15 protein-coding genes are annotated in these 13,612 nt (G+C 66.3%); 13 read left to right on the top strand and 2 right to left on the bottom strand.

The window, feature by feature from the left end; genetic code table 11:
- Positions 1–4 precede the first annotated feature (4 nt).
- From AC0L3H_RS08025 to AC0L3H_RS08005, 5 genes are read left to right on the top strand one after another with little or no spacing between them, the layout of a single operon-like run.
- Positions 5–1,060, top strand: a complete 1,056-nt coding sequence (locus tag AC0L3H_RS08025) for an ABC transporter ATP-binding protein (protein WP_128168211.1) — start codon at positions 5–7, stop codon at positions 1,058–1,060.
- The gene (locus tag AC0L3H_RS08020; protein WP_473511774.1) at positions 1,057–1,218 is read left to right on the top strand and encodes a hypothetical protein; all 162 of its coding nucleotides are present in this window, start codon (positions 1,057–1,059) and stop codon (positions 1,216–1,218) included. Before AC0L3H_RS08025 ends, AC0L3H_RS08020 begins: the two co-directional genes overlap by 4 nt.
- Before the next feature lie 25 nt (positions 1,219–1,243).
- Positions 1,244–3,511, top strand: a complete 2,268-nt coding sequence (locus AC0L3H_RS08015; protein WP_473585094.1) for a propanediol/glycerol family dehydratase large subunit — start codon at positions 1,244–1,246, stop codon at positions 3,509–3,511.
- Positions 3,508–3,927, top strand: a complete 420-nt coding sequence (locus tag AC0L3H_RS08010) for a diol dehydratase small subunit (RefSeq protein ID WP_473585093.1) — start codon at positions 3,508–3,510, stop codon at positions 3,925–3,927. The genes AC0L3H_RS08015 and AC0L3H_RS08010 overlap by 4 nt, the downstream gene beginning before the upstream one ends.
- 11 nt (positions 3,928–3,938) lie before the next feature.
- Positions 3,939–4,733: an SDR family NAD(P)-dependent oxidoreductase gene (locus tag AC0L3H_RS08005; protein WP_473490141.1), complete on the top strand. Its 795-nt coding sequence runs from the start codon at positions 3,939–3,941 to the stop codon at positions 4,731–4,733.
- A gap of 42 nt (positions 4,734–4,775) precedes the next feature.
- On the opposite strand, the gene AC0L3H_RS08000 is transcribed toward AC0L3H_RS08005, so the two are convergent.
- On the bottom strand, positions 4,776–6,257 hold the full coding sequence (locus AC0L3H_RS08000; protein ID WP_473490140.1) for an ATP-binding protein: 1,482 nt from the start codon (positions 6,255–6,257) through the stop codon (positions 4,776–4,778).
- Positions 6,254–6,973: a response regulator gene (locus AC0L3H_RS07995; RefSeq protein ID WP_023798507.1), complete on the bottom strand. Its 720-nt coding sequence runs from the start codon at positions 6,971–6,973 to the stop codon at positions 6,254–6,256. Before AC0L3H_RS07995 ends, AC0L3H_RS08000 begins: the two co-directional genes overlap by 4 nt.
- Positions 6,974–7,284: 311 nt before the next feature.
- On the opposite strand from AC0L3H_RS07995, the gene AC0L3H_RS07990 reads away from it, so the two are divergent.
- Genes AC0L3H_RS07990 through soxA form a run of 8 tightly spaced genes read left to right on the top strand, consistent with a single transcriptional unit; the run spans position 7,285 to position 13,590 of the window.
- Positions 7,285–7,755, top strand: a complete 471-nt coding sequence (locus AC0L3H_RS07990; RefSeq protein ID WP_023798506.1) for a (2Fe-2S)-binding protein — start codon at positions 7,285–7,287, stop codon at positions 7,753–7,755.
- Between the two features lie 11 nt (positions 7,756–7,766).
- Positions 7,767–9,941, top strand: coding sequence for a xanthine dehydrogenase family protein molybdopterin-binding subunit (locus AC0L3H_RS07985; RefSeq protein WP_473585092.1), 2,175 nt, complete (start codon positions 7,767–7,769; stop codon positions 9,939–9,941).
- On the top strand, positions 9,928–10,290 hold the full coding sequence (locus tag AC0L3H_RS07980) for a c-type cytochrome (protein WP_473585091.1): 363 nt from the start codon (positions 9,928–9,930) through the stop codon (positions 10,288–10,290). Before AC0L3H_RS07985 ends, AC0L3H_RS07980 begins: the two co-directional genes overlap by 14 nt.
- A complete protein-coding gene (locus AC0L3H_RS07975; protein ID WP_473585090.1) occupies positions 10,277–11,539 on the top strand; it encodes an FCSD flavin-binding domain-containing protein in 1,263 nt (420 codons plus the stop codon). Before AC0L3H_RS07980 ends, AC0L3H_RS07975 begins: the two co-directional genes overlap by 14 nt.
- Entirely contained in the window at positions 11,536–11,988 is a 453-nt protein-coding gene (gene soxX, locus AC0L3H_RS07970; protein ID WP_473585089.1) for a sulfur oxidation c-type cytochrome SoxX, read from the top strand. Before AC0L3H_RS07975 ends, soxX begins: the two co-directional genes overlap by 4 nt.
- A gap of 53 nt (positions 11,989–12,041) precedes the next feature.
- Complete coding sequence (locus AC0L3H_RS07965; RefSeq protein ID WP_473585088.1) at positions 12,042–12,491, top strand: SoxY-related AACIE arm protein; 450 nt, start codon at positions 12,042–12,044, stop codon at positions 12,489–12,491.
- On the top strand, positions 12,491–12,811 hold the full coding sequence (gene soxZ / locus AC0L3H_RS07960; protein ID WP_473585087.1) for a thiosulfate oxidation carrier complex protein SoxZ: 321 nt from the start codon (positions 12,491–12,493) through the stop codon (positions 12,809–12,811). The genes AC0L3H_RS07965 and soxZ overlap by 1 nt, the downstream gene beginning before the upstream one ends.
- Positions 12,811–13,590 carry a sulfur oxidation c-type cytochrome SoxA gene (soxA, locus tag AC0L3H_RS07955; protein ID WP_473585086.1) on the top strand — a complete coding sequence of 260 codons (780 nt, stop codon included), beginning with the start codon at positions 12,811–12,813 and terminating at the stop codon, positions 13,588–13,590. Before soxZ ends, soxA begins: the two co-directional genes overlap by 1 nt.
- The last annotated feature ends 22 nt before the right edge of the window (positions 13,591–13,612 follow it).

Raw genomic sequence — 13,612 nt, 5'->3', positions numbered from 1 at the left:
TCCAATGGCAGTCTCGTTCAAGGAAGTGACGAAGCGGTTTGCGGACGGCACCGTCGCGCTCGATCGGCTCGATCTCGACTTCGATCTCGGCGCATTCATCGTGCTGCTTGGGCCCTCGGGCTCTGGCAAAACAACTGCGTGCCGCCTGCTCGCCGGGCTGGAGCAGCCGTCGAGCGGCCGCATCGAGATCGAAGGTAGGGACGTGACCAACGTGCCGCCGCGCTTCCGCGGCATCGGCATGGTGTTCCAGAACTACGCACTCTACAGCCACAAGACCGTCTTCGAGAACATCGCCTATCCCCTGCGTATCCGCAAAGTGGCCGCCGCGGAAATTGAGCGTTCGGTGAAGGACATGGCCGAGCTTCTGCGCATCGCCCACTATCTGCAGCGCAAGCCGGCGCAGCTCTCCGGCGGCCAGGCGCAACGTGTCGCCGTAGCGCGCGCGCTGGTCTGGCAACCGGCGATCTGCCTCATGGACGAACCGCTTTCCAACTTGGACGCGCTGCTGCGCCTGCATATGCGCACCGAGCTCAACCGCCTGCATCGCAAGCTCGACAAAACCTTCGTCTTCGTCACGCACGACCAGGAGGAGGCGATGACGCTGGCGACGCGCATCGCCGTGCTGAAGGAGGGCCGGCTAGTGCAGTTCGACGAGCCGAAGACGATCTACCGCCGGCCCGCCAACCGCTTCGTCGCCGAGTTCATGGGCCGCCCGGCGATGAACACGATCGACGGAGTGGTCAAAGGCGGCATATTCAAGGCTGGCGCGGTGGCTTGCTCGGTCGATCGCCCCGACGGGCCGGTCACGCTCGGCATCCGGCCGGAGCAGATCGAATTCATGGCGTCGAATGCACCGGCAGCCATGACGCTCACCGTGGACGTGAAAGAAGCGATCGAACCCGACACGCTGCTGATCTTCCAAAACGCGGGCGGGCAGGCAATCACGCTGCGGACGCAGACGAATTGCGATGCGATCGAGCCGGGACAGCCGGTGAGCGTCTCCTTCCCGAAGCAGGCGCTGCACTATTTCGACGCTGCCACGGGAAAGAGGGTCGAGTGACCGCCGCCAGCTTTGTCCCGCTCATCCTGACAGCGATCGTCTGGCTCGGCTTCTGGCGCGTCAACCGCATGAAGCGCTGGTTCACGATCGGCGAGGTGATCTTTTGGGACGTGATCGTGCTAATCCTCATCCAGCTTGTGTGGCTGCGATGGTTCTGAGCGCTCGACATATGGGAGGGACGCAATGACTTCGCCCCCGCGCTGGCGCCGCTTCGACGAATGGGACACGCGGCCGCTGCGGCACGACCGCTTTGCCGCGGAGGATCCGGAGGCGGGCTTTGCCACCTTTCACAGCCCGTGGGACCCCGCGCCGTCGGCGCGAGTCGAAAACGGACGCGTGGTCGAGATCGACGGTAAGCCGGAAGCCGACTTCGACATCCTCGATTCCTTCATCGCCGCACATCATCTCGATCTCGGCCTGATCGATGAGGCGATGGCAATGGATTCGGGCGAAGTCGCCCGCATGCTGGTCGACATCAACGTGCCGCGCGAAAGGCTCGAGCGGCTGGCTCGCGGCATGACGCCGGCGAAGCTGGCTTCCGTCGTGTCGCACTTGTCGTCACTGGAGATCACCTTCGCCTATTCCAAAATGCGGCAGCGCCGCACGCCGGGAAACCAGGCACACGTCACCAACGCCAAGGATGATCCTCTGCAGCTTGCAGCAGACGCCGCCGTTGCCGTGGCGCTCGGCTTCGACGAGATCGAGACGACGATGCGCGTCGCATCAAACTCCTGGGCCAACGCCGTCGCCTGCGCTGTCGGCGCGTCGGTTGGGCGTGGCGGCGTTCTGTTCCAGTGCTCGATCGAGGAAGCGGAAGAGCTGCGCATCGGCATGGCTGGCTTCACTTCCTATGCCGAGACGGTATCGGTTTATGGCACGGAAGCTGCGTTCGTCGATGGCGACGACACACCCTGGTCCAAGGCTTTCCTCACCGCCGCCTACGCCTCGCGCGGCATCAAGGCACGCTGCACGTCTGGCGCATCCTCCGAGCTGCTGATGGGTTTTCACGAACATCAGTCCGTTCTCTACCTGGAAGCCCGTTGCCTCTGCCTGCAGCGCGCCATGGGCGTACAGGGAACGCAGAACGGCGGCATCGACGGCGCGCCGTTGACCGTCTCGATGGCGGGGGGCATGCGCGAGCTCATGGCCGAAAACCTCATCGCCGTCTGGCTCGGCCTTGAATGCGCCTCCGGCAACGACACCCGCGTCAGCGAGTCCGAGATCCGGGTTGGCGCCAAGATCACGCCCTTCCTCATGGCCGGCTCCGACCTGTTGTGTTCCGGCATGGGATCGATCCGCAAATACGACAATTCGTTCAACCCATCCCTGTTCAACGGCGAGGACGTCGAGGACTTCCTCGCTCTGCAGCGTGACCTCGAGGCGGATGGTGGGCTGACGCCCATAGAGGAGAGCAATATCCGCGAGCTCCGCATGCAAGCGATCAAGGCGCTGGCCGCCGTCTTCCAGGAGCTTGGCCTCGCCGATGTGCCGGAAGCCTGGATGCTCTCCGTCGCCGCCGCCTCGGGCTCGCTCGATACCGAAACCTTCTCGACAGGCGAGGTCACGCGCATCAGCGAAGCCATTCGCGATCGCGGACTAACGGCGGTGGATGTGGTGCGGGCGCTGCACAAACGGGGCTTCGGGCGCGAGGCCGAGAACCTATTGCTGATGCTTCGCCAGCGCATCTCCGGCGACTATCTGCAGACGTCGGCCATCCTGCGCGACGGCAAGGTCATCAGCGCGCTCAACGATCCCAACGACTACCGGGGGCCGGGCAGCGGATATCGGATGTCCGAAGCTAGATGGGAAGCGGTCCGAGGCGTGCGCGATGTTCAGACACGCGAGAAGGTGCTGGAGAGCGAGCGTCGCGTCGACCCGACCTCGGAGCCATGGCTGATTCCAGGCGGCGAGGCCGGCAAAGGCACGGATCCGCGCGAGGTGGTGATTGGCCTCAGCCCCGCATTCGGCAACGAGCTCACGCAAACGACAGCCGGCCACGACTTGATCGACGTGGTGCTGGCCCTGACCGATGGTGTGAGCGAGGGCGGCGGCGTGCCGCGCCTCGTCCGCATCCGACATACCGCCGACACGTCCTTCCTCGGCCTCACCGCGGCGCGCCTCTCCGGCTCGGGTTATGCCATCGGCATCCAGGCCAAGGGCACCGCAGTCATCCACCGCGCCGACCGGCTGCCGCACATGAACATCGAACTGTTCTCGAATGCACCGATCACGACGCTCGACCACTACCGCGCAATGGGCCGCAACGCCGCGCTCCACGCGCTGGGGCTCGCTCCGGAACCCGTCATCGTGCCGACCGAAGGTCAGGCCCTTGGCGCCCGCTACCATGTGCGCGTCGCCATGCTCTACGCGATAGAGACCGGGCTGGTAGTGCCGGATGCCCCGCCGCTCGATGTCGCGTTTGCAATCGGACAAGGAGGGCTTCGTCCGTGACATCCCCTCTCGACCTCTATCCCATCTCCGAGAACGCGCCCGATCAGGCGGTGTCGGCGTCGGGCATGCCGCTTGCCGATTTGACGCTCGACGCAGTGATTTCGGAACGGATCGGTGCCGAAGACATCCGGATTTCGGCCGACGTGCTCAGACTTCACGCATCGATCGCCCGCGATGCGGGCCGCGACCGGCTTGCGCTCAATCTCGAACGCGCCGCCGACCTCGTCTCCGTCCCGCAAGACCTCATTCTGGACACCTATGAAATGTTGCGGCCGGGCCGAATTCCCGAAGCCCATCTGCTCAAAGAGCGCGCCGAGCTGCTGCGTCGCGAATACGGCGCGCACACCATCGCGGCGCTGATCGACGAAGCGGTCGCCGTTTACGAGCGCCGCAATCTGTTTCGCCGCCGGTACTAGGGGAAAATCGAATGATACTTCAGGGGCGGATCGCCATCGTCACCGGTGCCGGCTCCGGCATCGGTCAGGCCGGATCGGAAGCCATGGCGCGCGAGGGCGCGACGGTCATCGTCACTGACCGCGATCTCGATGCCGCGCGTGGCACGGTCGACTCCATCGCCGCCGCCGGCGGGCGCGGCGAGGCCATCCGTATCGACGTCACCGACGATGCAGCCGTCGTCGGCGTCATCCAGGACGTGGCCGATCGACATGGGCGCATCGACATCTTGCACAATCATGCCGGTGTGCAGGTCGCGGGCAGCGTTGAGGAGATCGACGGCGCCGGTTTCGATCACTCTTGGGCGGTTAACGTGCATGCCCAGTTCGTCGCCTGCCAAGCAGTCCTACCGGTCATGAAGAGACAGCGCGGCGGCGTCATCCTCAATACGTCGTCGAACTCCGGCGTCTTCCTCGACAGAGCGATGACCGCCTACATCACCAGCAAGGCCGCCTCGATCACCATGACCCGCCAGATCGCACTGGATGTCGCGCGTTACGGCATCCGCATCAATTCGCTCTGCCCCGGCTGGGTCGATACGCCGTTCAACGATCCCTACACGGACCAACTCGGCGGCCGCAAAGCGCTGGAGCACGCGATCGCCAACATCGTCCCGATGGGCCGCTTCGCAACGACCGACGAGATTGCCGAGGTCATTCTGTTCATGGTGTCCGATAAGTCGTCCTACATGACCGGCCATGCACTGGTCGCTGACGGAGGCGAGTCTCTCGCGGGCGGGACGAACTCGGGCCAATCTATCACCCGTTGAGCCTATGCAGCGGGCCTGGCGCGATCGCGGGACGGGTTTCGGTCAAGCCGGCAAGGATCGCAGTCCGGTCGGAGGGCTCGTCTCAGGCACCGGCGCCGGGGCAAGCTGCTTGGCCATGTCGATGAGCGGCAGCCTGATGATCGCGCGAAGGCCGTTGCTCCGGTTTTCCAGCACGATGTCGCCGCCGTGGTGGCGGGCGATGGCGCGGGCAATTGACAGGCCGAGCCCGACGCCGCCGGTCTCCCGGTTGCGCGACTGCTCCAGGCGGAAGAAGGGCGCGAACACCTGTTCCATGTCGGCTTGCGGAATGCCGGGCCCGGCGTCCTCGACCACGATGTCCAGGCTGTCGGTGCGCCTGACCAGGCTCACCTTGGCCTGCTCGCCATAGCGGACGGCATTTTCGACGAGGTTGCGGATCGCCCGGCGCAGCGAGTCCGGCCGGCAGCGATACAGCACCTTGGGCCCGTCGCTGACGGTGACGTTTTGGCCCAGCTCCTCGAGGTCGTCGCAGAGGCTGCCGACCAGCGCCGAAAGATCGACGGTTCGCGTCTCCTCCACCGCGGCGTCCTCGCGCGCGAAGGCGAGCGCTGCTTCCGTCATGGTCTGGATTTCCTCGATGGTCTTCAGCATCTTCTCCTGGAGATCGTGATCCTGGACGAACTCGGCGCGCAGCCGCAGCGAGGTCAGCGGCGTGCGCAGGTCGTGGCTGATCGCCGCGAGCATGCGTGTGCGGTCCTCGACGAAGCGCTGCAGGCGCTCCTGCATGCGGTTGAACGCCTCTGCGGTCTGGCGGATGTCGTCCGGCCCTGATTCCGGCAGCCGCGGCACGGCCTCGCCGCGGCCGAACAGTTCTGCGGCATTGGCGAGCCGTCGCAGCGGACGCGCGATTGCCTGCGCCCCGAAAATCGCTATGGCGGACAGGATGAGTGCGGTGAGCCCCAGCGATATCGCCGATTGCGCGGTCCAGAAGGCGCTCGGCATCACCTTGGCGTAGGCGGCATTCAGCCAGGTGCTGTCGTCAAGGCGGACGGAAAGCCCCATGCCGTTTGGGGCGCCGTCCAGATAAAGAAACTTGGCAGGTCGCGTGAACGGGCTGCCACTGCCGGACAGGTCCAGCATGCGCGGCGGCACCGAAGGATCGGCGGCAGCGACCGCGTTCGAGGCCTGCCCGTTCATGTAGGCTGCATATTTGGCGGCAATGCCGGGCAGCGGCTTGGCGAGTTGCGTCAGCGCCTCCTGTTGCCAGGCGAGGGGATTGCTCGGCCCGTCGTGCGAGGTCCAGAAGCGCGTATAGGCGGTGCCGCTGACGTTGAGGATGTCGGGTCGAAGCGAGGGCGGCGTCGTGTCCAGCAAAATGGCAAGCGAGGACGTGCGGCTGACGAACTCGCCCTTGGCCGCCGCGTGCAGGGCTTGTCCGCGCTCGTCCCAAGAGATCAGGAAGGTGATCGCCTGCGACAGGGCGAGCGCAAGCAGCACCAGCATGAGGAAGCGGGCCGCCAGGCTGCGTCTCCATAACAGCATCATGCCTGGGCCACCTCGGCGGTGAAGCAGTAGCCGCCGCCCCAGTGCGTCTTGATCAGCATTGGATTCTTCGGGTCCGCCTCGATCTTCTTGCGCAGCCGGCTCACCTGGTTGTCGACGGCCCGGTCGAAACCGTCGGCCGAGCGCCCGACGGTGAGGTCGAGCAACTGATCCCGGCTGAGCACGATCCCGACATGCTCGATAAAAGCGGTGAGAAGGCGGAATTCGGCCGTGCTGAGCGCGACCGCCACGCCGTCGAGCCCGACCAGCTCGCGGCGGCCGACATTCAGGGTCCAGCGGTCGAAGCGCAGCGCGTTCGACTTGAGCCGACCGCGCTGCGGCGGCAGGCTGTGGACGCGCCTGAGCACAGCCTTGATCCGCGCCAGCAATTCCCGCGGATTGAACGGCTTCGTCAGGTAGTCGTCGGCCCCGATCTCGAGGCCGACGATCCGGTCGACCTCCTCGGCCATGGCGGTAAGGAAGATGATCGGAACGTCGACCGTTCCGCGCACGTGCCGGCAGGCGGCAATGCCGTCCTCGCCCGGCATCATGACGTCGAGGACGATAAGATCGGGCAGGCTGCGGTCGAGCAGCCGCTTGAGCGCGGCCGTGCTGTCGGCGACGCTGACGCGATAACCCTGCTGCGTGAGGTATTTCCCCACGAGATCGCGGATGTCCCTGTGGTCGTCGACGACCGCAATGTGCTGCGCCACTTCCATGCAATGCTCCAAGGTCGCCGCTGAATAGTCGGTCAGTATCGACGATATCTAGTTTGCGTCTACACGGATGATCACCTTCCGCGCCATGGCGGCAATCTCGCCCGACATCAACAAAGCGTGAGAAATGTAACGAAATGTATCAGAGCACTGCGCCCGCGACAACTTGCGATGAACTGCCGGTGTTCGGGACAAGGTTCTGCGACAGCTCCCGCCTAACTTGGCCTCGTCGCTAGCCGGGACGTCCGGTCTTTGTCGCCAGGGGCGGCATCCAGACTCGGTCCTCGCCAGCCTTTGATCGAAAGGATTGCACAATGGCCAGATTGATCATCAACGGCACGCCACGTGACATCGAGGTCGATCCGGACACGCCGCTGCTGTGGGTGATCCGCGAGCAGATCGGGCTTACCGGAACGAAGTACGGTTGCGGCGTTGCCGCCTGCGGCGCCTGCACCATCCATATAGACGGCGTCGCCACGCGCTCCTGCGTGCTTCCGGTGAGCGCGGTCGAGCCCGACCAGCAAATCACCACCATCGAGGGGCTTTCGCCGGACAGCTCGCATCCGGTCCAGCAGGCCTGGCTGGCGCTCGACGTACCGCAATGCGGCTACTGCCAGGCCGGCATGATCATGGCTGCGGCGGGTCTGCTCATGCAGAACCCGAACCCCGCGGACGAGGACATCAACGCCGAGATCACCAACATCTGCCGATGCGGCACCTACAACCGGGTGCGCGCCGCGATCAAGCTGGCCGCCAAGGCCGGCGAAGCCACGCAACGCGGTTGAGGAGAGCAGTCATGAACGCCACAATTTCCCTCTCCCGCCGCAGCTTCATCATCGGCGTGGCCGCCACAGCCGGCGGCTTGTCCCTCGGATTCAACGTGCCGTTCATCAAGCCGGCACTGGCCGATGGCAGCGAGGCGGCGCCGGAGATCAATGCCTGGGTGGTGATCAGGCCCGACGATACGGTGGTCATCCGCATCGCCCGCTCCGAGATGGGGCAGGGGACACTGACCGGCCTTGCGCAACTCGTCGCCGAGGAGCTGAACTGCGACTGGTCCAAGGTCACGACGGAATACCCGTCGCCGGCCCAGAACCTGGCGCGCGACCGCGTGTGGGGCAATTTCTCGACCGGCGGCAGCCGCGGCATCCGCGAGTCGCATGAGTATGTGCGCATTGGCGGCGCCGTTGCGCGCGAGATGCTGATCGCCGCCGCGGCCGCCGAATGGGGCGTCCCGGCCAGCGAATGCACCGCAAGGATGGGCATGGTCACGCATGCAGCGTCGGATCGCGCCACCTTTTATGGACAGCTGGCTGCCGCCGCCGCGCGAATGACGCCGCCCGCCAATGTCACGCTCAAGGACCCGAAGGATTGGACCATAGCCGGCAAGCCGCTGCCGCGGCTCGACACGGCCGACAAGCTCAACGGCAGCCAGGTCTACGGCGCCGATCTCAAGCTGCCGAACATGCTCAACGCGGCGATCCGGGCCTGCCCGTATTTCGGAGGCAAGGTGGAGAGTTTCGACGCGGCGGCGGTGGCGGGCATGCCGGGCGTGCGCACCGTCGTCCAGGTCGACGAGACCGCCGTTGCGGTTGTCGCCGACACCTGGTGGCGGGCGAAAACCGCTCTCGATGCCTTGCCGATCGTCTGGGACGAAGGCCCCAACAGGCAGGTCACCAGCGCCTCGATCGCGGCGATGCTCGAAGAGGGGCTCGCCGCAAATGACGCCTTCATCGGCGCCAGGCAAGGTGACGCCGGTGCTGTCCTGTCCGCCGCGGGCCGGACGGTCACGGCGACCTATGCCTTCCCCTACCAGAACCACGCGACCATGGAGCCGATGAACGCGACGGTGCTCTACACGCCGGAGCGCTGCGAGGTATGGGTGCCGACCCAGAATGGCGAGGCGAGCCTTGCTGCAGCGGCCGAGGCCGCCGGCCTGCCGGTGCAGCAATGCGAGGTGCACAAGATCCATCTCGGCGGCGGCTTCGGCCGGCGCGGCAACTTCCAGGACTATGTGCGCCAGGCGGTCAGCATTGCCAGGCAGGTGCCGGGAACGCCGGTAAAGCTCATGTGGTCGCGCGAGGAGGATATGCTGCACGGCGCCTATCACCCGACCACAAGATGCCGGCTGACGGGCGCACTCGACGCGGACGGCAACCTGACCGCTCTGCACATGCGCATATCCGGCCAGTCGATCCTTGCCGCGGTGCGGCCGCAGGGCATGCAGAACGGCATGGATCCGGTGGTCTTCCAGGGCCTCGTCCTCAGCGGCACGGAAGGCACGCTGGGCTATACCGTGGACGATCTGCTTGTCGACCATGCCATGCGCAACCCGCCGATCCCGCCAGGTTTTTGGCGCGGCGTCAACCTCAACCAGAACGCGCTCTACGTCGAGTGTTTCATGGACGAACTCGCCCATGCCGCCGGCGTCGACCCGCTCGCCTTCCGCCGCAAGCTGATGGCCAAACATCCAAAACATCTCGCCGTGCTGGAGGCGGTCGCCGAACGGATCGGCTGGGACAACCCGCCCGCGGCCGGCATTCACCGCGGCTTGGCGCAGATCATGGGTTTCGGCAGTTATGTGGCGGCGGCAGCGGAGGTCTCGGTCACCGATGGACAACTCAGGATCCATCGCATCGTCGCGGCCACCGATCCGGGCCATGTCGTCAACCCGGCACAGGTGGAGCGGCAGGTCGAGGGCTCCTTCGTCTATGGCCTTTCCGCCTGCATCTACGGCGAATGCACGGTCAATGGCGGCCGCATGGAGCAGGAAAACTTCGACAGCTACGAGGTCCTGCGCATGGCCGAAATGCCTGATGTGGAGACGATCATCCTGCCTTCCGGAGGCTTCTGGGGCGGCGTCGGCGAGCCGACCATCGCGGTCGCCGCGCCGGCCGTCCTCAATGCGATCTTCGCCGCCACCGGAAAACGCATCCGCACGCTGCCGCTAAAGAACCATGACCTCGCCTGATACGAGGCGCGCAAAGAACAGGCCTGGCGGACGGGCGCTCGCGCCTGTCCTGCTTGCGGCGCCTGTCCTGCTTGCGGCGCTTGCGGCCAGCGCGCCGGCATGGGCCGACGCGGCGCCTGGTGCTACGGCATGCACCGGCTGTCACGGGCCGGTGGCGCTCCGCTCAGCCATCCCTTCGCTCGACGGCCACGCGGCAGACGACATCGTCGCCCAGATGCAAGCCTTCCGTTCCGGTGACCGCAAGGCGACGGTCATGGACCGCATCGCCAGGGGATTTACCGAGGCGGAGACGCGCGCCATCGCCGAATGGCTCGCCAAGCCGGAGGCGGCACGCCATGCCCAGCCGTAGAGCCCTGATCGGCGGCGTGGCGGCCAGCGTCGCCGCGGCCGTCCTTGCCGCGCCGCAGCTGCGCGCACAGACGCAGCCCGGCGTGATCGTCGTCGGCGGCGGCTTTGCCGGGGCAAGCTGCGCCCGCGCGCTGAAACGGCTGGATCGCGATCTTGCAGTGACGCTGATCGAGCCAGAGCCCGCCTACCTGGCCTGCCCGTTCAGCAATGAAGTGATTGCAGGGCTGCGCGGCATCGAGGCGCAGACCTTTCGCTATGACCAGTTCGGCGACATCGCGCTGATCCGCAAGCGGGCTGTCGCCGTCGATGCCGAGCGCCGGCGCATCCGGCTGGAGGATGGTACCGACATCGGCTACGCCAGGCTGGTGCTGGCGCCGGGCGTCGACCTGAGCTTCGACGCCTTGCCGGGCTACGACGAGGCGGCGGCGGCGATCATGCCGCATGCCTGGAAGGCGGGCGCGCAGACGCTGCTGCTGCGCGACCAGCTCGCGGCGATGCCGGACGGTGGGATCGTCGTCCTCGCGGCGCCAGCCAATCCGTTTCGCTGCCCGCCCGGTCCCTACGAGCGGGCAAGCCTGATCGCGCATTATCTCAAGACCAGCAAGCCCAGATCCAAGCTGATCATCCTCGACGCCAAGGACGCCTTTTCGAAGCAGCGGCTGTTCGAAGCGGCCTGGCAAGAACTCTATCCCGGCTTGATCGAATGGGTGCCGCTGTCGTCGGGCGGCAGGGTGACGGAAGTCGACCCGGCGACAAGGACGCTGGTGACCGAGTTCGGCGATCACAAGGCCGATGTCGCCAATGTGATCCCGCCGCAGCGTGCGGGCGCGATTGCGCAGTCGGCCGGCGTTGCCGACCAGACGGGCTGGTGCCCGATCGACCCGGTCAGCTTCGAGTCCCGCCTGCAGCCGGCGATCCACGTCATCGGCGACGCGGCGATCGGCGGGGCGATGCCGAAATCCGCCTTCAGCGCCAACGCCCAGGCAAAAGCTTGCGCCGCGGCGGTCGCCGCCCTGGTCAGGGAGCGGCAGCCGGCGCAGCCGAAGCTCATCAACACCTGCTACAGCCTGGTCGCGCCCGGTTATGGCATTTCAATCGCCGGGGTCTACCAGCCGCGTGACGGGCTGCTTGCCGAGGTGGAGGGTGGGGGCGGCACCAGCCCGCTCGAAGCGCCGCTGTCGGTCCGCGAACTGGAAGCGGCCTATGCGCAGGACTGGTTCCGGACGATCACCAGTGAAGTGTTCGGATGATGAGGCTGGGTTTTCTGGCTTTTTTGGGATTGCAGCTTGCGGCCTCGCCCGGTGCCAGCGAGGAGACGGGGGCTTATATCGTGACCGGCGATGCGATCATGCAGCCTCTGGTCGGCGGCACGGGTGATCCGGCGCGCGGCGCCGCGCTGATCGCGGACCGGCAGCGCAGCCTCTGCACGCTCTGCCACAGCGGGCCGCTTCCCGACGCGCATCTGCACGGCACGCTGGCGCCCGACCTGACCGGCGTCGGGGCAAGACTTTCGGAAGGCCAGATCCGGCTGCGCGTGGTCGACATGAAGCGGCTCGTGCCGGACACGATCATGCCTTCCTACTATCGGGTCGCGGATGAGCAAGGCCGGCGTGTCGCCACCGCCTGGCGCGGCAAGCCGATCCTGGACGGCGCCGACATCGAGGATATCGTCGCTTATCTCACGACGCTGAAGGGGTGATCATGCACGAAGACCCGCTTCGAGTTTACGCAGGCCCGGGAGTTTACGCAGGCATGCTCGGACGGCGGCAGTTTCTTCGGGCCGGCATGACCGGCCTGCTGGCGATCAGCCTGCCGCGCCGGGCCGTTGCCCGTCCGAGCCTCGAGGAAGCGATCCGGACCTTCACCGGCGGAGCCAGTGTTCTCGACGGCCGCGTCCGGCTCGACCTGCCGCCTCTGGTCGAGAACGGCAACGCGGTCGGGATCACAGTCGTCGCCGAGAGCCCGATGACCGAAGACGACCATGTCCGGCGCATCGCGGTCTTCAACGAGAAAAACCCGGAGGCGAATGTCGCGGTTTTCCACCTCGGGGCGCGCTCCGGCCGCGCCATGGTCTCGACGCGGATCCGGCTCGCGACCTCACAGGTCGTTGTCGCCGTCGCCGAGATGAGCGACGGCAGCTTCTGGTCGAGCCGGGCGAGCGCCATCGTCACGCTGGCCGCCTGTATCGAGGACCTTTCATAGTGGCGCGCGCGCTCGTCAATGTGCCGAAAGTGGCCAAGCAGGGCGAAGTCGTCGAGATCAAGGCGATGATCGCCCATCCCATGGAAACCGGCTATCGTACCGGCCCGAACGGCTCCAACATCCCCCGCGACATCATCCGCCGTTTCACCTGCACCTACAACGGCGCGGAGGTGTTCTCGGCCGATCTCTTTCCAGCGGTGTCGGCCAATCCATTCATTGCCTTCACGCTGGCTGCCACGACGAGCGGCACGATCGACTTCACCTGGACCGATGATGCCGGGAAGACCCAAACGGCGTCGGCCACGATCACGGTGAGCTGATGCGCGCCCTCTGGGGCCTGGTGGGGACTATCGCGGCGGCCGTCTGCAGCATTGCCATCGCCGCCGGCATCGAAGACGGCGAGAAGCGCTCCGGCTTCGACTTCATGACGCCGCAGACGCAGGCGCTGCAGGCCGACGACATCAGCAATCCCGGCATGCTGTGGGTGCTGCAGGGCGAGCAGCTCTGGCAACAGGCGCAGGGCAGGGCGGATGTCGCCTGCTCCGGCTGCCATGACGATGCGCGTCAGACGATGCGCGGCGTTGCCGCGCGCTACCCGGCCTTTGATGCGGCGACGGGCCGGCCGATCGACCTTGCCGGGCGCATCAACTCCTGCCGAGCGGAGCGGCAGCAGGGCGAGCCGCTGGCGCCGGAGTCCGAGGCTTTGCTCGCCCTGACGGCCTATGTGACGCATCAGTCGCGCGGCATGCCAATCACACCGGCGACCGACGCCCGGCTCGCGCGGTTTCGCGACAACGGCCGGCGTCTGTTCCAGAGCCGTATCGGACAGCTCGAGCTCTCCTGCGCCTCCTGCCACGACGACAATTGGGGCAAACGGCTCGGCGGCAGTGTCATCCCGCAGGCGCATCCGACCGGCTATCCGCTCTACCGACTGGAGTGGCAGACGGTCGGTTCGCTGCAGCGGCGCCTGCGCAACTGCATGATCGGGGTCAGAGCCGAGCCCTTCGCATTCGGCGCGCCCGAACTCGTCGACCTGGAACTCCATCTGACAGAGCGGGCCCGCGGCCTGCCGGTCGAGACGCCGGCCGTCCGGCCGTGATGCCAGACAGCGGATGGTTGTT

The sequence above is a fragment of the Mesorhizobium sp. WSM4816 genome (genome assembly GCF_055811535.1).
This window is presented reverse-complemented; position numbering and strand designations above follow the sequence as displayed.

Bases quoted from the DNA above. Each gene is read 5' to 3' on its own strand.
- AC0L3H_RS08025 (WP_128168211.1), top strand. From the start codon at position 5: ATGGCAGTCTCGTTCAAGGAAGTGACGAAGCGGTTTGCGGACGGCACC.
- AC0L3H_RS08015 (WP_473585094.1), top strand. From the start codon at position 1,244: ATGACTTCGCCCCCGCGCTGGCGCCGCTTCGACGAATGGGACACGCGG.
- AC0L3H_RS08005 (WP_473490141.1), top strand. From the start codon at position 3,939: ATGATACTTCAGGGGCGGATCGCCATCGTCACCGGTGCCGGCTCCGGC.
- AC0L3H_RS08000 (WP_473490140.1), bottom strand. From the start codon at position 6,257: ATGATGCTGTTATGGAGACGCAGCCTGGCGGCCCGCTTCCTCATGCTG.
- AC0L3H_RS07995 (WP_023798507.1), bottom strand. From the start codon at position 6,973: ATGGAAGTGGCGCAGCACATTGCGGTCGTCGACGACCACAGGGACATC.
- AC0L3H_RS07990 (WP_023798506.1), top strand. From the start codon at position 7,285: ATGGCCAGATTGATCATCAACGGCACGCCACGTGACATCGAGGTCGAT.
- AC0L3H_RS07985 (WP_473585092.1), top strand. From the start codon at position 7,767: ATGAACGCCACAATTTCCCTCTCCCGCCGCAGCTTCATCATCGGCGTG.
- AC0L3H_RS07980 (WP_473585091.1), top strand. From the start codon at position 9,928: ATGACCTCGCCTGATACGAGGCGCGCAAAGAACAGGCCTGGCGGACGG.
- AC0L3H_RS07975 (WP_473585090.1), top strand. From the start codon at position 10,277: ATGCCCAGCCGTAGAGCCCTGATCGGCGGCGTGGCGGCCAGCGTCGCC.
- soxX (WP_473585089.1), top strand. From the start codon at position 11,536: ATGATGAGGCTGGGTTTTCTGGCTTTTTTGGGATTGCAGCTTGCGGCC.
- AC0L3H_RS07965 (WP_473585088.1), top strand. From the start codon at position 12,042: ATGCTCGGACGGCGGCAGTTTCTTCGGGCCGGCATGACCGGCCTGCTG.
- soxA (WP_473585086.1), top strand. From the start codon at position 12,811: ATGCGCGCCCTCTGGGGCCTGGTGGGGACTATCGCGGCGGCCGTCTGC.